Source organism: Halobacillus alkaliphilus, assembly GCF_900113125.1.
GTDB classification, from domain to species: Bacteria; Bacillota; Bacilli; order Bacillales; family Halobacillaceae; genus Halobacillus; species Halobacillus alkaliphilus.
On sequence record NZ_FOOG01000003.1, the window covers coordinates 144,061 to 162,730 of the forward strand.

23 protein-coding genes and 1 riboswitch are annotated in these 18,670 nt (G+C 39.8%); of the genes, 4 read left to right on the forward strand and 19 right to left on the reverse strand.

What is annotated here, in order from left to right:
- Nucleotides 1-22: 22 nt before the first annotated feature.
- The 7 genes from BMZ06_RS03395 to BMZ06_RS03425 all read right to left on the reverse strand — a co-directional run bounded on the left by BMZ06_RS03395 (nucleotide 23) and on the right by BMZ06_RS03425 (nucleotide 6,800).
- Complete coding sequence (locus BMZ06_RS03395) at nucleotides 23-955, reverse strand: YpdA family putative bacillithiol disulfide reductase (RefSeq protein WP_245755944.1); 933 nt, start codon at nucleotides 953-955, stop codon at nucleotides 23-25.
- 155 nt (nucleotides 956-1,110) lie between these two features.
- Nucleotides 1,111-2,391, reverse strand: a complete 1,281-nt coding sequence (locus BMZ06_RS03400; RefSeq protein ID WP_089750135.1) for a Glu/Leu/Phe/Val family dehydrogenase — start codon at nucleotides 2,389-2,391, stop codon at nucleotides 1,111-1,113.
- A 141-nt stretch (nucleotides 2,392-2,532) separates the two neighbouring features.
- Nucleotides 2,533-3,465: a D-alanine--D-alanine ligase gene (locus BMZ06_RS03405; RefSeq protein ID WP_089750136.1), complete on the reverse strand. Its 933-nt coding sequence runs from the start codon at nucleotides 3,463-3,465 to the stop codon at nucleotides 2,533-2,535.
- 128 nt (nucleotides 3,466-3,593) lie between these two features.
- The gene (locus BMZ06_RS03410) at nucleotides 3,594-4,175 is read right to left on the reverse strand and encodes a genetic competence negative regulator (RefSeq protein ID WP_089750138.1); all 582 of its coding nucleotides are present in this window, start codon (nucleotides 4,173-4,175) and stop codon (nucleotides 3,594-3,596) included.
- A gap of 136 nt (nucleotides 4,176-4,311) precedes the next feature.
- Nucleotides 4,312-5,211 carry a MerR family transcriptional regulator gene (locus tag BMZ06_RS03415; protein WP_089750140.1) on the reverse strand — a complete coding sequence of 300 codons (900 nt, stop codon included), beginning with the start codon at nucleotides 5,209-5,211 and terminating at the stop codon, nucleotides 4,312-4,314.
- A gap of 98 nt (nucleotides 5,212-5,309) precedes the next feature.
- On the reverse strand, nucleotides 5,310-6,074 hold the full coding sequence (locus BMZ06_RS03420) for a metallophosphoesterase (RefSeq protein WP_089750141.1): 765 nt from the start codon (nucleotides 6,072-6,074) through the stop codon (nucleotides 5,310-5,312).
- A gap of 93 nt (nucleotides 6,075-6,167) precedes the next feature.
- Nucleotides 6,168-6,800: a CBS domain-containing protein gene (locus tag BMZ06_RS03425; RefSeq protein ID WP_089750245.1), complete on the reverse strand. Its 633-nt coding sequence runs from the start codon at nucleotides 6,798-6,800 to the stop codon at nucleotides 6,168-6,170.
- Between the two features lie 141 nt (nucleotides 6,801-6,941).
- Between BMZ06_RS03425 and BMZ06_RS03430 the strand changes: the two genes are divergently transcribed.
- From BMZ06_RS03430 to BMZ06_RS03440, 3 genes are read left to right on the forward strand one after another with little or no spacing between them, the layout of a single operon-like run.
- On the forward strand, nucleotides 6,942-7,160 hold the full coding sequence (locus BMZ06_RS03430) for a spore coat associated protein CotJA (RefSeq protein ID WP_089750142.1): 219 nt from the start codon (nucleotides 6,942-6,944) through the stop codon (nucleotides 7,158-7,160).
- Nucleotides 7,160-7,429, forward strand: coding sequence for a spore coat protein CotJB (locus BMZ06_RS03435; protein WP_089750144.1), 270 nt, complete (start codon nucleotides 7,160-7,162; stop codon nucleotides 7,427-7,429). Before BMZ06_RS03430 ends, BMZ06_RS03435 begins: the two co-directional genes overlap by 1 nt.
- Before the next feature lie 22 nt (nucleotides 7,430-7,451).
- On the forward strand, nucleotides 7,452-8,021 hold the full coding sequence (locus BMZ06_RS03440; protein ID WP_089750146.1) for a manganese catalase family protein: 570 nt from the start codon (nucleotides 7,452-7,454) through the stop codon (nucleotides 8,019-8,021).
- A 70-nt stretch (nucleotides 8,022-8,091) separates the two neighbouring features.
- On the opposite strand, the gene BMZ06_RS03445 is transcribed toward BMZ06_RS03440, so the two are convergent.
- From BMZ06_RS03445 to BMZ06_RS03460, 5 genes are read right to left on the reverse strand one after another with little or no spacing between them, the layout of a single operon-like run.
- Nucleotides 8,092-8,298, reverse strand: coding sequence for a hypothetical protein (locus BMZ06_RS03445; protein WP_089750148.1), 207 nt, complete (start codon nucleotides 8,296-8,298; stop codon nucleotides 8,092-8,094).
- The gene (locus BMZ06_RS03450; protein ID WP_342708396.1) at nucleotides 8,279-8,722 is read right to left on the reverse strand and encodes a CPBP family intramembrane glutamic endopeptidase; all 444 of its coding nucleotides are present in this window, start codon (nucleotides 8,720-8,722) and stop codon (nucleotides 8,279-8,281) included. The genes BMZ06_RS03445 and BMZ06_RS03450 overlap by 20 nt, the downstream gene beginning before the upstream one ends.
- A gap of 2 nt (nucleotides 8,723-8,724) precedes the next feature.
- On the reverse strand, nucleotides 8,725-8,886 hold the full coding sequence (locus BMZ06_RS21195) for a hypothetical protein (RefSeq protein ID WP_342708398.1): 162 nt from the start codon (nucleotides 8,884-8,886) through the stop codon (nucleotides 8,725-8,727).
- The gene (locus BMZ06_RS03455) at nucleotides 8,855-10,408 is read right to left on the reverse strand and encodes a RecQ family ATP-dependent DNA helicase (protein WP_089750151.1); all 1,554 of its coding nucleotides are present in this window, start codon (nucleotides 10,406-10,408) and stop codon (nucleotides 8,855-8,857) included. Before BMZ06_RS03455 ends, BMZ06_RS21195 begins: the two co-directional genes overlap by 32 nt.
- A complete protein-coding gene (locus BMZ06_RS03460) occupies nucleotides 10,395-11,465 on the reverse strand; it encodes a YpbB family protein (protein WP_175477785.1) in 1,071 nt (356 codons plus the stop codon). The genes BMZ06_RS03455 and BMZ06_RS03460 overlap by 14 nt, the downstream gene beginning before the upstream one ends.
- A gap of 137 nt (nucleotides 11,466-11,602) precedes the next feature.
- Here BMZ06_RS03460 and BMZ06_RS03465 point away from each other — a divergent pair, with 137 nt between their 5' ends.
- Nucleotides 11,603-11,851 carry a ferredoxin gene (locus tag BMZ06_RS03465; RefSeq protein WP_089750155.1) on the forward strand — a complete coding sequence of 83 codons (249 nt, stop codon included), beginning with the start codon at nucleotides 11,603-11,605 and terminating at the stop codon, nucleotides 11,849-11,851.
- Nucleotides 11,852-11,903: 52 nt separating this feature from the next.
- Here BMZ06_RS03465 and BMZ06_RS03470 read toward each other — a convergent pair whose 3' ends face one another.
- The 7 genes from BMZ06_RS03470 to BMZ06_RS03500 all read right to left on the reverse strand — a co-directional run bounded on the left by BMZ06_RS03470 (nucleotide 11,904) and on the right by BMZ06_RS03500 (nucleotide 18,626).
- On the reverse strand, nucleotides 11,904-12,353 hold the full coding sequence (locus tag BMZ06_RS03470; RefSeq protein WP_089750157.1) for a helix-turn-helix transcriptional regulator: 450 nt from the start codon (nucleotides 12,351-12,353) through the stop codon (nucleotides 11,904-11,906).
- Nucleotides 12,354-12,458: 105 nt separating this feature from the next.
- Nucleotides 12,459-13,655: a hypothetical protein gene (locus tag BMZ06_RS03475; RefSeq protein ID WP_089750159.1), complete on the reverse strand. Its 1,197-nt coding sequence runs from the start codon at nucleotides 13,653-13,655 to the stop codon at nucleotides 12,459-12,461.
- Nucleotides 13,645-14,184: an RNA polymerase sigma factor SigX gene (gene sigX / locus BMZ06_RS03480; RefSeq protein ID WP_089750161.1), complete on the reverse strand. Its 540-nt coding sequence runs from the start codon at nucleotides 14,182-14,184 to the stop codon at nucleotides 13,645-13,647. The genes BMZ06_RS03475 and sigX overlap by 11 nt, the downstream gene beginning before the upstream one ends.
- Nucleotides 14,185-14,759: 575 nt before the next feature.
- Entirely contained in the window at nucleotides 14,760-15,302 is a 543-nt protein-coding gene (locus BMZ06_RS03485; RefSeq protein WP_089750163.1) for an ECF transporter S component, read from the reverse strand.
- A gap of 6 nt (nucleotides 15,303-15,308) precedes the next feature.
- Complete coding sequence (locus BMZ06_RS03490; protein WP_089750166.1) at nucleotides 15,309-15,710, reverse strand: DUF4430 domain-containing protein; 402 nt, start codon at nucleotides 15,708-15,710, stop codon at nucleotides 15,309-15,311.
- Between the two features lie 188 nt (nucleotides 15,711-15,898).
- Nucleotides 15,899-16,079, reverse strand: a riboswitch (cobalamin riboswitch).
- 46 nt (nucleotides 16,080-16,125) lie between these two features.
- Nucleotides 16,126-17,910, reverse strand: coding sequence for an ATP-binding protein (locus tag BMZ06_RS03495; RefSeq protein ID WP_175477786.1), 1,785 nt, complete (start codon nucleotides 17,908-17,910; stop codon nucleotides 16,126-16,128).
- A complete protein-coding gene (locus BMZ06_RS03500) occupies nucleotides 17,910-18,626 on the reverse strand; it encodes a response regulator transcription factor (protein ID WP_089750170.1) in 717 nt (238 codons plus the stop codon). The genes BMZ06_RS03495 and BMZ06_RS03500 overlap by 1 nt, the downstream gene beginning before the upstream one ends.
- Nucleotides 18,627-18,670 lie beyond the last annotated feature (44 nt).

The window sequence follows — 18,670 nt, forward strand, 5'->3', positions numbered from 1 at the left end:
GGGAGATGGCTAAGCGGATGAATTATTTCTTACTGCCAATGGCACGAGCAATTTTTCCGCCATGATGCCGACCATTTTCAATAAATATCTCATTATTGTTGTATCCAGCTGCAATTACACCAGCGATATAAATACCAGGAACATTGGTTTCCATACTATCTTCATTATAATCAGGCCGCCCGGTCTCTCTATCAAACTCAACGCCCATCTTAGTCAGGAAGTTATGATCAGGACGATAGCCTGTCATAGCAAATACAAAATCATTCGAAATGCGTTTTTCCTGCCCTCGGCATTCGTAAATGACCTCGGTCTCAGTAATTTCTTTAATATGCGCACAAAAATCCATGCTTACGGCACCTTTTCTTACCAGAGCTTCGAACTGCGGTAAAATCCAAGGCTTAATACTTTTTGAATATTCTTCACCACGGTATAAAACGGTAACATTAGCTCCGGATTTTTCCAGTTCCAGAGTGGCATCGGCTGCTGAATTTTTTCCACCGATAACTACGACATCTTTATTATAGTAGGGGTGAGCTTCCTTGAAGTAATGCATAACCTTTGTAAGCTCTTCCCCCTTTATTCCTAAATGATTCGGCTGGTCGTAGTATCCAGTTGCAATAACCAGGTCCTCTGCTTTATATTCCGCCTGTTCACCTGTTCGCTTTTCAGTCTTAACTATGAATCCTGATTTCTCCTGCTCTACGTGCATTACTTTTTCGAAAGCATTCACACGTAACTCTTCCCTGCCAGCAACGGCCCGGTAATAGGCTAGAGCCTCGTTTCGCACGGGCTTCTGACGTTCCGTAATAAATGGAATGTTTCCAATCTCCAACTTCTCACTGGAACTGAAAAACGTTTGATGAGTCGGATAATGAAAAATAGAATTAACGATATTACCCTTCTCTATAATTAATGGTTTAATACCCATTTTTTTAAGTTCGATGGCTGCACTCATACCACAGGGGCCACCGCCAATAATAATGACTTTTTCTTCCTGTTGCACGTTAATCTCTCCTTTTCCAGAAGTCTCTGGAACTTACGTTCGATTTAATAAACAAAAGTAAATCTCCTACCAAGTAAATGATAGGAGATAATTGTGGTCAAATCAACCTATATCCATCCTCTAAAGCGAGAAGCTTCTGCCATCTTCCGTACACCCACCATATAAGCAGCCAAACGCATATCTACACGTCGCGTCTCTGCGGTTTTGTAAACGTTATCAAACCCTTTTACGATCACTTTATGGAGTTTCTCTTCCACTTCTTCTTCCGTCCAATAATATCCTTGATTATTCTGCACCCATTCGAAATAAGAAACCGTTACTCCTCCCGAAGATGCTAAAACATCGGGTACAAGTAATATTCCTCTTTCAGATAATATTCGAGTGGCGTCTAAAGTGGTAGGTCCATTTGCCGCTTCTACAACGATGCTTGCTTTTATGTTGTGAGCATTTTCTTCGCGAATTTGGTTTTCGATAGCAGCCGGAACTAATATGTCACAGTCCAACTCCAGCAGTTCTTCATTGGATATTGTATTTTTGAAAAGATTTGTGACCGTGCCAAAACTATCGCGGCGGTCGAGCAGATAATCGATATCCAAACCATCAGGATCATGCAGCCCTCCATAAGCATCGGAAATTCCAATAACCTTAGCTCCACGATCGTGCATAAATTTAGCTAGAAAGCTCCCGGCGTTACCAAAGCCTTGAACAACCACTCTGGCACCTTCTACACTAATACCTTTCTTTTTGGCTGCCTCTTCAATACAGATGGTTACACCTTTAGCCGTGGCAGTCTCCCGACCATGTGATCCCCCTAAGACAAGAGGTTTACCAGTGATAAAACCAGGGTTATTAAATTCATCTATACGGCTGTATTCATCCATCATCCACGCCATGATTTGAGAATTTGTAAATACATCAGGTGCTGGAATATCCTTTGTAGGACCTACGATTTGACTGATAGCCCTAACATAACCGCGGCTAACACCTTCCAGTTCCCGGAAAGACATTTCACGCGGGTCACAAACAATTCCGCCTTTGCCCCCACCATAAGGTAAATCTACAATTCCAGCTTTTAAGCTCATCCAGATAGATAAAGCCTTAACTTCTTTTTCAGAGACGTTCGGGTGGAAACGCACCCCACCTTTGGTAGGACCAACCGCGTCATTATGCTGGGAACGATAGCCTGTGAATATTTTAATATGATCATTATCCATCCGTACAGGAATCCTTACCGTCATCATCCGCACCGGTTCTTTCATAAGTTCGTAAACTTCGTTAGGATAACCTAATTTATCAAGTGCTTTTTTAACCACCGTCTGTGTGGATTTTAAAACATCGAGTTTATCATTGTTTTCGTTTGCAGCATCTGTCGGCTTATCCGCTACCATCCATTTACCTCCTAATATCCGTGCATTCGCTTTCAGGGTATTCTTTCAGTCAATAGTATACACTTTCACCTCTATTATGGAAAGCGTGTTTTAGCATTCTAGTGTCTTTAATCCGTGAAATGTAAGCGATTGCACGCTCTATTATTTATCAAATTGGGATAGTTCTACAAATTTTTCTATGAGATCGTCGTAGCTCCAGCCTATTTCCTTGGCTGAATCAGGGAATAAACTAGTTGGAGTCATCCCCGGAAGTGTATTCACTTCCAGAATCACCGGCTCCCCGTTTTCATTAATTATGAAATCTACACGAGAATAAACCTCACATCCTAATAACTGATGAGCTTTCACCGCTTCTTCTTTTAGTCGGTCGGTAAGATTATCCGGCAGTTTGGCAGGAACAATGTGTTCACTTCCACCTGGTTTGTATTTTGAGTCAAAATCATAATAATCATTCTTAGGGATGATTTCAATAACCGGGAGCGGCGTTTCTTTTCCTTTTTGACCTATGACCGGCACCGTCACTTCTCTTCCCTGGACATAATCCTCTACCAGAATAGTAGAATCAGAGTGAGCTGCTGTTTGGACAGCTTTTTCAATCTGATCTTCATTTTTCACAATTGTTAGTCCCAAAGTGGATCCTTCCTGGTTCGGCTTAATTACGAATGGCGTTGGAAAATGCTTCTTGATATCTTCCACAATGTCGCTCACATTCAATAAGCCAGTAACATCAAACGTTTTGCTGTTTGCAGTTTGAAGTCCATTTAATGAGAAAATTTGTTTTGATTTTGCTTTATCCATAGCTAAAGCTGAGGATAGTACACCTGACCCTACATAAGGAAGGTTAAGCATATCAAGCAGGCCTTGAATTTTACCATCTTCACCAAAGCGTCCATGAAGTCCCAGGAAAACAAGATCTACCTTCAATTCCAGTATATCTTTAATTTTTTCGGGTGAAAAATCGATAGCGATCACTTCATGACCTTTGTTTTTTAACGCTTTTATTATTCCCTTACCTGTAGATAAAGAAACTTCCCGTTCTCCAGAAGTCCCTCCATACAATACTGCAATCTTCATTATGGACACTCCATTTCTTACCATCTTAAAATTTCAAACATCCTTATCTATAGTAACATGTTCTATATTGAGCTTCTATTAAAAATAAAAAGAACGAAGCTTATAAAGCATCGTCCACTCAAAACGGATTATGAAAAATAATTTTTAATTGTCCCGCAAGCATCATCTTTCATAATTTGCTTTCCATACTCCGCCAGTCTATATGAGGTAGCTGAGGAGGCAGAGGCAAATTCAGATAGCAAAGCAATAACTTGATCGATATCCAGATGAATGATGTCTTCATCCATAAGAAGCATATAGTAATAATCATTGTAATAATATACATTGCCACCCGTAACACCTAGCTTGTGTAAATGAATACCAGCCTGAATGACATCTTCAAAATCTTCAAATGAAAACATCATTTCTTTGCTTTCATCCAGTGTAACTTTCATTTCCATATAATCTTCTTCGTCTTCCATATCAGTTGGCTCAGTTTTGGTAACAACAATTAACATACCTTGTGCCTGTAATAGATAAACTTGCACCAGTAACACACCTGTTAACTCGACCCCGAGCTCAATTCCCGCGTCATACATCATATCGCTGAAAATTCGATGGACTCTTGGAAGGTCACTCCACAATTCTTCTTTTGATAGTCCTCTATCCAACAAATCATCAAAGGTTAGAAAAATTTTAAATTTCTCATTTGTCATTCTTTCCACTCGCACATGATCGCCCCCTGTCACAATGTGTGTTATCTATATAGTATGATGACTGATGCGATTATGGCACCTTTTTTCGAATTATATCTAAAGTGTGTTTACAGGGGCAACCTTTTTACTAAATCCTTCATTCTCATTTCCGCTAATGCTTGGTCAACCAGGCCTCCCAATCTTTTTTAGTGTTTCCGACAAGGAATGGCTCCATTCGTTTTTTATCAAGTTCCGATAAACGATCATAAGCCAGGCCGCCCAGTCCTATTTTCAATTCAGGAAACTGCTTCTGTAAAGATTCGGCCAGACTCACCGTAATAGGAACATTTTTCTTTAACGTGCAGGACATAAACATATAGGAGGGTTCTATTTCGTCAATAACAATGTCAATGTCGCCCCCGGCAATGCTTTGACCCAAGTAAATGACATCATATCCTTTACGTTTCATATATAGTGCAAATATCAACAGTCCAAGTTCATGACGCTCATTAGGACCACATACGAGAAGAGCCTTAGGAAGCATAGAATCAGAAGGTATGGAGAGAAGCATCATCCCCATTCTGGAACGGAGGAAATGGCTTGCAAAGTGTTCATGTGCACTAGTAATCCGGTTTTCTTCCCAAAGGTCTCCAATTTTAACTAAGAGAGGACCTATAATATCAATGGCTACTGTTTCCGGGGTAAACAAGCTAAAAGCATGATCCAGTTTCTGCTGTGCTTCATTCTCCTCAAAGGACAGCAGCGCATTCAGAAGATCATCTCCCAGGACCTCTAATTGGTTACTGCTTGCCGCATGACTGGAAGCATCCACTGTATTTTCATTGCTCTCAAGAAGGGAAACAGCCTGGGAAATAGTGAATCCTTTATCCACTTTTTCCATTAACCACCTTAATATTTTGATATGCTCATCTGAATATAAACGATGCCCAGCTTCGTTTCGGGACGGCCGAACAATTTGGTACCGGCGTTCCCACGCTCGAAGAGTGCCAGGCTGAATTCCCACCATTTGGGATACAGCCTTTATATTGTATTTTGCTTGCTTTGTCCCCATTTTCCTTCCTCCAACCTTTCCTTTTCCTATAATTATATATGAATAGTTGAATACGTGTAAAATTTGTATATTCTTTATATAATATTTGAATAACCCTTTCAGGAGGATTTAATGATAATTGAATGCAGTTCTGCTCTAGTTCCCAGACGTAAGGGTAGCAGTGAGGTTCCATACCCTTCACTTATAAGAAGAGGCGGTTTTTCTGATTCAAACCACCCTCCTCTCGTATAAGGACCTAATCCAAATAATCGGATTTGACCGCCATGGGTGTGGCCGCTCAGTACTAGATCAAACTGCTTCTGATCCTGCTGATTCATTTTGTGATAAACGTAAGGGTCGTGGACACATAGTATTTGATAATTAATGTGATCGTTAATATAGGCAGCCTGACGCCTGGGCTTCATAAAATAAGGATCGATTCCACTTAATAGAAACCCGCCCTCCGATTGGAAGGTTACCTCATGATCGGAATTTGAAAGAACATGAATATGATGATTATCAAGAACATCCAGAAGGCTGGCTTTTTCCAGTTCATGGTCATTATTTCCGGGAATAAAATAGACAGGGGCTTTCCACTGCTTTAATTTCTCTAGATTATTCTTTAATCTAGTTAGAGGCGTTCGCTTATCAACTAGATCTCCTCCAATGATCACCACATCCACATTTTTCAGCTTGTTAAGGGTTTTTGGGTTTATTTCGCGGTTATGAATATCTGAAATAAAGACAATGTGCAGTTCTTTAGCGAAAGGAAAAGCAGAATCTTCGATAACGTGTGTATCCAAGTAGTCTTGTTCTGCCCTAAAGTACATTCCTGCAAGAAATAACAATCCCAAACTTACTACTATTAAGACACCAGCTAACACTTACCCCACTCTCCCAAAGATAGAATAAAATTAATCGTACCATAAAAGTAATTCACAAAAAAACTGCTATGAACAAGTCATAGCAGTTAATCTTTACACTTCTTTCACACTTAAAATTCTAAACCCTGTCTTCTCCAGCTTATTTGTAAATTGTTCTATATTATCTTTCTTTTCAATTTTTAGTACGATTCTACGTGCAAGCTTATCCGTTTCATCAAAAGTAGCCAGAGATATGACATTTTCATGATAACTTTTAATAATGTCTCCGAGTCTCTCAATTCGTCCGCTTGACTCTTCTGAAGTAAAGGCAATTCGAATACCTTTCTTCTTACTTCCAAATGCGCTTTCAAACTGCTCAATCACATCAAAACGTGTGACAAGCCCTTGAAAATTCCGTTCTTTATCTACAACAGCCAGTAAAGGAAAACCTTTAAACGCTGGCAGTGTGCGTTCAAATACTTCTTCATCATGGATATAGAAGTCCTCATTTTCAGCAATATCGCCTGCGGTCGTTTCGTTTAAAAAGATTTCTTTACTTTGGTCCGCATTAAAATAAGCCCTATAAATAATCTCCTTAGAAACCATCCCTAAGAACTTTCGATCATCAAGTACAGGCATTGCCTGGAGATCATGCTCATTCAATAAATTTAAAATGCCGCTTAAGCGATCATCTGTCTTAGCTGTGTATGATCGATGTGCAGGCTTCATAATACTCTTCACAAACATACGCTCACCTCTCCATATTCTATTATACATCCATTCTTCTTTTACCATTTCTCTAAACAGTGGGTTAATTCCTTCTTTTATTCGAATAGGACATGCTGAGTAAACATAACTTTTGATAATGAGTTCAGGAAGGGGATATAAATGTTTACTTTGATTAAGTGTTATCAACCGTATCACGGTCCATTTGACCCATGTCCTCCTAGGCAGAGGGCTTGCTATCAAACTCCCCCCAACCTATATGTTGGTTTTCAACAGCCGAACCTTCCACAATTCTCTTTGCAGGAGGCGCTTTATAAAGGAACGCTTTGGCCTTGCTTCTACGACCCTTATCCAACTCCGCTAGGGAAAGGGGACCATTAATGAACAATCCACCGAAAGCTGCAACTGAAAGATACGAATTAATGGAAAAAATTCAAATGGTAGACTTTGCTCTTGTGGAACTAACTCTTTACTTAGATACACATCCAAATGACTCCCAAGCTATTCAACAATTTAATGAGCTGGCGGTCCAAAGCAGGGATTTGAAAGCAATTTATGAAAAACACTTCGGCCCGCTGCGCCAGTATGGTGGCAGTTTTTCAGGTTACCCCTGGAATTGGAAAGACAGCCCCTGGCCCTGGCAACTGTAAAGAATAGAGAAGGAGGGATTTCATGTGGTACTATGAAAAGAAATTACAATATCCAGTTAAAGTAACGGAATGTAACCCAAGACTTGCTAAATACTTGATTGAGCAGTATGGAGGAGCTGATGGGGAGTTATCTGCTGCACTCCGTTATTTAAATCAGCGTTACAGTATCCCTGATAAGGTTATTGGATTATTAACTGATATAGGAACGGAAGAATTTGCCCATCTGGAAATGATTGCTACCATGATTTATAAATTAACCAAAGATGCTACACCTGAACAAATGAAAGAAGCTGGTTTAGGTGCTCATTATGCTAACCATGACCACGCCCTTTACTACAATAACGCTGCAGGCAGTCCGTGGACAGCTACTTATATACAGGCTAAAGGTGACCCGATTGCAGACCTCTATGAAGACATCGCAGCCGAAGAAAAAGCAAGAGCTACTTACCAGTGGATTATCAATATGTCAGATGATCCATGTTTAAATGACAGTCTTAAATTCTTAAGAGAAAGAGAGGTTGTTCACTCTCAACGTTTTCGTGAAGCAGTTGAAATTCTTAAATTCGAGAAAGATCGAAAGCAATTTTTTTAATATCATAGGAAATACCTCCCCGCCCTTAGCAGGTGGGGAGGTATTTCCTATTTGGCCTATTATTACACTACTAGAAAATAAGCAACAGGATAATAAAAATTAATAGGAAAGCAATGATATAACGAACCCAAAGTGGATTGGCACTCCATTTGGTCATGAAAGTATTAGATTTATTTTCATTCCGTTGCGGTGGCAAATCCAAAGTGTTCATATTTTCACTGGTTAGTTTCTTCTCGTTCATATTATTCACACCTTCACTATGATGGGATTGAGTCATTTGATTCCCCCCTGTTCCCTAGACGTATCCACATGGCAAGCACCACATCTATAATAAAATGCGCCGTAATTGTTACCGTAAGACTGCCTGTTAGTTCAAACATATATCCAATAAAAAAGCTGACAAACAATACAGAGATTAAGAGAACAATTTTTGATAAATACCGAAAATGCAAAAGAGCAAATAATAAACTGGCGGCCCAATATCCATATTCCGTATGTAAGACACCTCTAAATAACATTTCTTCGCTTACAGCCACTAATAATGTAACTCCAATGATACCTGGGATCGATCGATTTTTAAATACTTTGTTATTAATACCACCATCATCATAATATTGTTTTGGGAGCGTGTTCATCAAAATAAAATCGATCAATAGAACAATAAATCCTGGCAATACCCCAAACCATATCCAATCATTCAACGTTACATCGAATATGGATTTCCATTCTGACCAAAAGGAATCAAATAAAAAAAGCTGCCTAAAATAGAGAGAATTAGAAGTAAAAGCTGGGTTAGGATCAGTTGAAGCGTAACTTCTTGATCCGTCATCAATTTAATAACCTCTGCCTGTTTTTTTCGTTTCATACCTCGCCCCCTGTCTAAAGATAATAGCTAATCGTTCTTTCCAAGTATCAATATCTTCTTTAATCTCGTTCTTTTCAAAGCTTAACGTATCCATTGTAAATCCACATGAATCACAGCAGGGTACTGAAGGTTCTCGAATATCAGCTTGAAAGGATTCATAGAGACTTTTTCTCCTGCAAGAAGTATGATGGATCCATTGAAGCATTTCGGTAAGTTTTGCCTGCTTGTACTTCCACCTTTTGTTTATTAGATCTTCCAGATTTCGCTCAACAAAAGTACCTTTAGGATCTTTTAAAATAGATCTCTCTTTTAACACACCGTGTTCTTCTAACTGAAAACGTAAAAAGTTCCATTGCGACTCCGATAATTCCAGAAGTTCAGCAAATTCCTCATTCGAAGGAATCGGAGTGTTGTTCTTCCATAACATATGCAGATATCTTAATACGTTTTGAACAAGGTCCATTTGTGGCAATTCACTCTCTATTAACATCTGCGGAAGATAATGGTCCCTTGGCCCATAAAGTACAAGGCTAGCACAAGGTTTCCCGTCTCTCCCAGCCCTTCCTACCTCCTGAATAAATGATTCGAGCTGAGACGGGGGATGAAAATGAATGACCAGTCGGATATTAGATTTATCCACCCCCATACCAAAGGCACTTGTACAGCAAATTACATCGAGCTGATCATTCATAAATTGCTGCTGTACCAACATCCTATCCATTTGCTCCATTCCTCCGTGATAAAAAGCTACCCTTTGCTTCAGCTTAGACTGGAGCAGATAGGCTGCTTTTTCAGCCCATTGTCTACTGGAAAAATAAACCATGGCAGGAACCGCCTTATCAGAAAGAAGCTGAATCATTCGATTTATTTTATGATCAGGAGTTGCATAATGCTCAACAGCGAAACTGACATTCTGCTTGTCCATTGGATAAATATGCTTTTCCATAAGAGGACGTTTTAATTTATCCATAATGTCTGTTTGGACTTCTGGAGTTGCTGTAGCACTTAATGCTAGTACTGTCGGTTCCCCAAGCTCAGAAATGGATTGATGCAGCTTTAAATAAGCCGTTCTAAATTCATGGCCCCATTGTGATATACAGTGAGCTTCATCAATTACAAATAAACTGATCCTAAGTTTTACAAGGTGCTGCATAACCCAGTCATTCTGGAGAAACTCAGGGGACATATAAATTAGATCGTATTGATCCAGATGTTCCAGCATTTTTTTGCGCTCCGCACGATCCATAAAACTATTCAGTGCGACGACTGACTTATAGCCGGATGCTTTCAGCTGCTTCACTTGATCTATCATTAAAGAAATGAGAGGAGACACTACAATCGTTGTACCTGGTTGAATCTTTGCGGGAAGCTGATAGCAAAGCGATTTACCAGTTCCTGTAGGTAAAATACCAAGAACATCCTGACCGGATAAAATGGACTCGATAATCGGTTGCTGCCCTTCACGAAATTGTGAAAATCCGAAGAACTTTTCTAATTGAAAAGATAAATTATACATCTGCATAAGATTGTCCTTTCGCTGTTAACTTCTTACCTTTAGCCAGAGCCAATCTGATTTGAAAGTAATCAAATTCACCGTTTAACGTTTGATGGATTTGTTTTAAACGCAGCGTCTTCATGTTATTAGCTGCTATTATGATTCTTTGTTGATCTTTGAAACTGAGAAAACGTTCGATTGAAAAATCCGGGATAACAAGGGCTGCTTCAACGATATGGTCCTGAATTGTACTTCTTTTCAAGCGTCGCTTAGAAACAATCGCTTCCAATGTCCACCCTAGCTCCAAATAATGGTACGTATGCTTAGCTGACTGAGTAATCATAGTCTCACCATCTAATCCACGAGTGCACGCAAATAAGAACGGGTAGGAATCTGGTAAATTTCTAGCCTCGTGGAATAAATAATAAAGTACATGCTGAATACAAACGTAAGCATCTTCCGTGGTAATGTCATACTTACGCTTCAATTGTTCATAAGTAAGCCCTATCACTTCAGCCCCACTCAACCGAAATGTGAACAGTTCTGACTCCAAAGGCGACCGGTTGTTCAAAAGATCAAAGATTTCATTATACATTCCTTCGACTTCTTGATTCAGATTATGGGAAAGAGAAGTATAATAACGTTTAACCCACCTCTGGGCTTTAGAGTCGTCGATAACAGGGATAAACGAATAGTTGCCTGCATGTATAGAAGTAATGGTCTGAATGACTAGTAAAAGTCTGTGTTCAAATTCTCTGATATTCCGGTGGTTATTCATTCCGCTAAAATATTCAAACGTAGGCCCCTGGTAGTTATCAAGATAGCGAGCTCCATCAGATGTAATAATGGGGGACGTTCGATCTGCAAGATAAATCCACTGATTGTTTTCGATTTGCTTAAATCTTTCTTCAAATTCATCTCGAGCTAACCCTTCATAAATACCAAAATAACCCTCTAATTCGTAACCCTTTGCATCCTGCAATGTCTGAGACGAACGTTTTCCAGTTAATAAATTATATATCCCGGAAATCGTACGCTCTCCGTTTAACTTTCTTACGCATGTCAAAAGAATAATGTTAAACACACCAGCCTCCTCCTTCCAAATACCAGGGAATCTATCGTTCGAGTTGAAAACTCCAGACGGGAGTTTTACAATAACTATGTACCCTATTTTTTCAGTTTCCTCTTCGTGAGTGGACATACAAAGGAGGATCATCATTCGTGGCTAAATATACGATGGTTGATCAAGAAACGTGTATCGCATGTGGCGCTTGTGGAGCAGCAGCACCTGACATATATGATTATGATGACGAAGGGATTGCTTATTCTGTACTTGATGATAACCAGGGTGTTTCGGAAGTGCCTGAAGTGTGGGAAGAAGACATGGAAGATGCTTTCGATGGCTGTCCTACGGATTCTATTAAGATTGCAGAATCCCCTTTTGAAGGCAATGCGTACAAACACGAATAATAAAGCAGGACCTCTTCCAGATGTGAAGGGGTTCTTTTTTAAAGGGATCCTATTATTTACCCAGCTCCCCAAACCTTCTGTAAGCTTCTTCCTCCTCAAAGGTAGAAAACCAGCGGTCAAATTGATTATCGATAATCCGATAATGCTTGCTTATCATATTTTGCTGCAGTAAAAAATCCTCTTTTTCCTTAAGCGTTGTCCACCAGACTTTCCCTCCCATAGTTTTACCAATCGGACGTACCACTTGATGGTGAGCAATGGTTTCTGCAATTTCAATTGGCGCATCCCCAAGAACACCTTTTAAAACTTCACTATCTTGAAAAAGAGCACACACGGCAACCACTGTGGTCCATCCAGCAATCGTGCGTCCCTTTTCAATTTGGACAAGGGTTTTTTTAGACAAGCCTAGCACTTCAGCCATTTTTGTTTGCGTATATCCATACTCCACACGGATTAATTTTATTTTTTCAGACACTACTTTTCTTAATTGTTCTTTATTCATCCTGCACCGTCCCCTTTACTAGGTCTCCCTAATTTTAACACGTCCTCTCCCTGCTTACCTATTAAAGTGATCAAAAACCCCGTATCCATTATACGGGGCTCAAGTTTATTCGTTCATATTTATTGGGTTCAGGTAAGTAGGTACAGGAATAGGCTCACTAAACTTGTAGGAAGAACTTTTTTCTGGTTTAATATTTTGAAAACGCACTTCCTTAAAACCAAAATTACCAGCCGTAGCTAATACAGCATCAATCATTCTCATTAATTGCTGGTCGCTTGACCACGAATCATGTTCAACAGTCACTGTGAGAGTAGATCTCTCCGCACTAACAGAAGGAAAATTTACATGGCCGGGGACTGCAGGATCTACGTTACCATAAGTCTGTTCTTCTTTCATGCGATTTAAAGCGTCTTCCATAGAGATCTCTTTCTCAGCTTTAATAGGAACAAGAAATTGCCGTTCGCTGACCTCACTAGTATAAATTTGATAGAAATATCGATTTTCCTCAATTATAGGAAGAGTATTTACTTCTCCAAAATTGCCGAGGACGACCGGTGATCCGCTCTCAGTCTGAAGGTTGATGGTTTTCACATCATAAGGGTGTAATCTCCAACGGATACTCTCTGAAATAATGGATGTGTACGCACTGCCATTTATGGAAAAGTTATCAGGAAAGATTACATCAGCCTGTTCTCTTTCTTCGTCAATTTTAAAAGTTAGCTCCTTAATAAGATCTTCAGCCAGTCCCCAATTTTCAGGTTTAACGAGTGAAGCAACTTTTTGACCTTCCTGATCATCCCTTTTTATTACAGTAAATGGTACGACCACCTCTCCATTTTCACCTGGAAGAACGTAAGACTCCATGTTCGGAGAACGATCCTGGATGGTAAAAGGTGATTCTGTACCCTCATTTACCTCTGTTTCGCTCTTATCAAAAGTAGAATTATTATTTTCACCTCTACTGGAATCCTCGATTTCTGAAGGTTTTTGTTCAGTAGTTTCTGCCTGATCCTGCCCAGGTTCATTTGCAGACTCAGTTGAACTTTCTTGCTGATCAGCTGAGCCGCTATATTCATTGGAAGGAAGGGAGCTTAAGAAAACAGGGAGGACAATCGCAAGAATCAGCAGTACAGCGGCTGTAGCCATACTTGGAGTTATCCAGGGAGCGATCCTTCTTTTTCGTTTATTTAGCTCAGGCTCGATGGAACGATAAAGGTCTTCTTTGCTTTTCTTATCTTCCATCTTAGGAAACTTCCCTAACATTTCTTTCAATTCGTCTTCACTATAAGATTTACGCTTCACGCTGCACCCCTCCTTCCATGGGCTTATCCATCATCTCTTTTAATGATTTCATTCCTCGATGCTGAGTCGTTTTCACTTTACTCTCGCTCCAATTTAAAATTTCTGCTGTTTCTTGAATAGACATCCCTTGGATGAACCTGAAAATAATTACATTTCTTTGATCCAAGGTGCAATTATCCAGCGCTTTATACACTTGCTTCATTTCATCATTTTGCACTGCAATTTCATCTGGGAGAGATGAATGATCTTTAAGCTGTTCTCCTTTTTCATTCCAATCAAAAAAGCCCATAATACGATTTCGTTTACGCTTTTGCTTCCTGAAGTAATCAATCGCTACATGCCTTGCTATGGATAACAGCCAAGTTTTTTCAGTGCTGCGTCCATCAAAAGATTGATAAGATTTAAGCACCTTTATATAAACGTCCTGGACAAGATCCTCCACCAAATCGCGATCTTTGACCATGTAAATTAAATATTGAAACAAATCATGATGATAATTTTCATAAAGTTCGTCAAAGAACGTTTTCACTAATGGTACCTCCCACTTATCTATTTAGTCGTTATATGTATGAAAAACGTTACATCACTATCTTAATATGTGGATTAAAAAAAAGAAATAAGGGAAGGGCCTGTAAAAGGGCTTTTTAAAATAATCGCTCTCTTAAAAAGTACTGTTGATTTTCATCAAATGCTTATTGAACAATAGAGCCGGATTTTTGAAGACACTGTTTCGAGATAAAATGGGATCCGTTACGATATAAGAAGGGGGCTGGCGGGAAATAATTCTTCTTCCACCACCACCCACACACTCGAGACATAAGCCGTTCATCTACGGACGGAAAACCACCTTCCTTTTGATGCTCGGCTTATGCTGTTCGTATCTTTCGGGATGATTCCACATTTGAACACTTTCCTTTGACCCTACATCGTGCAGGGCCAGAAAGCGAAATCGCCCCCCGCAGGACCTTCCGCTCCACCAATGTCTCGAAACAGAGTCTTCCAGTAACGGGAACTTTACTGTGAAATCAACACAGGGGTTAACAGAGCCAAAAAGGAGAAGATAAAAAAACACAGGTGCCAGGTTCTTCCCGGCATCCTGTGTTGTTAAGACCGATAATTCGTTGTTCCAACATATGCTGTTTCTTCAGTTAGTCCATTTCTCTGCTTGTACCGTCTAAATAAGGTGCCTAAAACGGGAGAAAGAATTAAGATGAATATGACATTTGAAATAGCATGATTTAAATCATATGGCAATCCTGCCAAATAATAAGCCCAGAATGGCTGCCCAATGGAGCGCATCGTAAGTGAGATAACCACCCCGAAAAATATACCGGACAAAAACCCATATATCGTAAGGCCCCAGACAGGAAATTCAGGTTTATATTTTCCAATTAAGCCGGCAAACAAACCGATGATTGACCATGCGACTACCTGCCATATAGTCCAGTATCCCATACCAAGCAGCATATTGGAAACAACCGTGGTTAAGAATGCCATAATTAAACCTGCAGCAGGACCCATCCAAAATCCTGTCAAAATAATGATAGCGGTAACAGGCTGTACATTTGGAAGATGGCTTAGAGCAATTCTTCCCGCAACAGCTAATGAGGCAAGCATGGCAAGTAAGGTTATTTTATAAATATTCATTTTTTATCATTCCCACGAATGATAATCAAATACAATCACATCGCCTTGCTTTACTTCATATTCGTTGGCTCCAACCTGGGCTTCCTCCCCATTAATTGTGTACATCCACGCCATTTTCTTTTCTTGATTTCCTGCTATTCCTTCAATACTATTTATAAATCCTTCGCTTTGTTCCACTTCAAAATTGTTTTCCATCACCTTTAACAGGGTAGTGCCTTCCTCGACGGAAATATCTTTATCGGCTAAGGTTTCCTCACCATTATTTTTGGAGATCTCTACTTGGACACTGACTTCCTGTTTTTCCTCTTCTTGACCAACATTAGCTTTTTCTTCTGTCTGAGTCCCACACCCACTCAGAATACCTGCCGTTAATAAAATCGCCAAGAATAAAGTATAAAGTTTGTTCATCTTGTTTCCATCCTCTCACTTTTTAGTAATAGCTTTTTCGAAAGGACGAATGGACAACCTGACACACTATGCAGCCATCAAAAAAAGCTTGCCTTCGTTCGAAGGCAAGCTTAAGACAAACCAGATGGGTTAGTTAATCTATTTACATAGAACCGATCGGTTGTCTCAAACGCTCAATCCCCGAAGCTTTGAAACACAGGGATTAGGCAGGTCTACTGACTTGTGCGTCATCCTACTAAGGACCCTTCCCGTGCATTTGCACAGTGGAACTTCCTTTTCGTCTTCACATACAGTTGCGAGGACAGTCCCGGCTTTTAACCGGGTTCCCATTTTAAGCCCTTTCAGGCACCTGAATCCACATTATATAAAGTTATTTATCCATTACTAGATTAACTCAGATTCCGACATTTAGCAACTAGCTATCTGTAAAATCTATCCTCTTAGGGATCCTGAAAGAAAAAGTGGTCCCCTCTTCTACCTTACTGTGCACACTGATCATTCCATTATGGGCTTCTACAATATTTTTAGCAATAGCCAGTCCTAGACCCGTTCCTTTTTTATGCTTAGATGCTTCTCTTTTTCTTGATTTGTCTGCTTTATAAAACCGTTCGAATACAAAAGGAAGATCCTCTTCGGAAATTCCCTGACCCGAATCATGGACAGATGCTATCCATTCATGTTCTCCATCCTCAATAATTACGTTCACGGAGCCATGCTCACTTGTATGTCGAATAGCATTATCAATGAGATTTGTAAATACTTGTTCAATTCGATCAGCATCAAAATAAAGCCATTCTAGATTTGGATCTACATTTATGGTTAAGTCCACTTGTCGTTCCTTGGAAAGTCCTTGAAACTTCCGTTCGATCTTATCCATATAAGGGGCCATTTCTACGGATTCCACATATAGATTGATATGACCTGCTTCCATTCGGGCTAAATCCAATAATTCATTGACCAGTCGACCAATTCGCAATGATTCATCGTGGATGATCTGGGCTAGTTCATTTTTATCTTCTTTACTCTCCGCAACATCATCTACAATTGCTTCGCTGTAACCTTGAAGCATAGAAATAGGAGTTCGCAGTTCATGGGAGACATTGGCAATAAAATCTTTACGAAGTTTATCCAGTCTGCGCTCGTCTGTCATATCTCGTAGGACTGCAACCGCACCTCTAATCGTGTTTTTATCGTATAATGGAGTCATAATAATGACCCAGGAGCGGCCTTGCAAAGATACTTCAGTCATCGCTCCCTGTTCTTTGGATATAACTTCATCAAATAATTCATAAAGAGGAACCGGCAAATTGTTTGGATTCCATGCTCCTTTTTCATCGTTCTCAAACTTATCAGCTTCCAAGTATTGCTGAGCTGGAGGATTGGTAATCAGAACTTCTCCTTCACGATTGATGGTAATAACCCCATCTGCCATCGAGCGCAATATGCCTGAAAGCTGTTCTTTCTCCTGATTTAAAGCATTAATATGAAATTTAAGCTGACGTCCCATGCGGTTGAAAGCCATAGCAAGCTCTCCTATTTCATCATGAGTTAAAATAGGAATCTTCGTGTTAAATTCGCCTTTAGCAAGCTCAAGGGCCCCTTCCCGCATCTTGATTAGGGGGGAGGTGATACGGGTAGATAAGAAAAAAGCAAAGATCGTAGTCAAAATAATAGCAATCCCTGCTCCAAGAAAAATAATCTTGGTGGTTTGTTCAGAAGTTTCCTCTATTGTATCCAGAGATTGATAAACAAACACAGCTCCATTTCTTTCCGTTAAAGGAGTTCCCACCACCATAACCTCTGTATCAAACTCTTTTATTTCTGTAACTTTTTTCACATCCTGCCCTTCACTTATGACTTTGGATAAATCGTTATCGGAGGAGATCCAATTGTAAGTCATTTTGGGCAGCGACTTTGATTCGCTATCACTAATAATGACTTCATCAGGTCCATAAGTGATCGACGCCCGGCTCGCAGGATTCTTAACAAGTGCCGTAGTAGAAAGAAGCAGGTTTCTATCTTCATACCTTTCAACTACCTCTGTGATTTTAGAAGCAGTCTGAAGTAATTGACTTTCAGCTTGCTGAATATGATAGTTCTGAAAAAATTCTAATAACAGCACCGTTAGAATAAACAGGACAAAGCATACAAGGAATAATATAGTAAACCATAGTTTACCTACTACACTTCGCCAGAACATTATTCTCCACTTACCTCGAACTTATAGCCAATACCCCATACTGTAACGATCATACCCGCCGCATCAGTAGAAACTTTACTCAACTTCTCTCTTAGTCTCTTCACATGCGTATCCACCGTTCTGAGGTCACCAAAAAATTCATATTGCCAAACTTCTTTAAGGAGCTGTTCTCTGTGAAAAACTTTGTCAGGTGACTGTGCCATGTAATTAAGGAGCTCATACTCCTTAGGAGTTAATGCTACTTCTTTTCCTTCGGCTGTTACACGGTGGGCGTCATTATCGATAGTCATGTGCGGAAATACCAGTACATTCCTTGCAGAAGTATCCGTTTCCAAAAATTTAGTAGAGGAAGACCGACGAAGCAAAGCTTTAACCCTTAAAACCACTTCTCTCGGACTAAATGGCTTCACAATATAATCGTCAGTCCCCACTTCAAAGCCTTGCACACGATTTGCTTCTTCCCCTTTGGCCGTAAGCATAATGACTGGGGTTGCTTTCTTTTCCCGCAGCTCTTTACAAACTTCTATACCATCCATTCCCGGGAGCATTAAGTCGAGTAGAATTACATCGTAATCCACATCGATTGCTTTTTTTAAAGCTTCGTCTCCATCTTCTGCTTCGTCAATAATATAATTTTCTCTTTCTAAGTACATGCGAATCAAACGTCGAATACGATCTTCATCATCCACTACTAATATTCTGGCTTCTTGTTCCATAAGTCTAACCACCCTTAATTAATACTAATTATTACATTTCATAA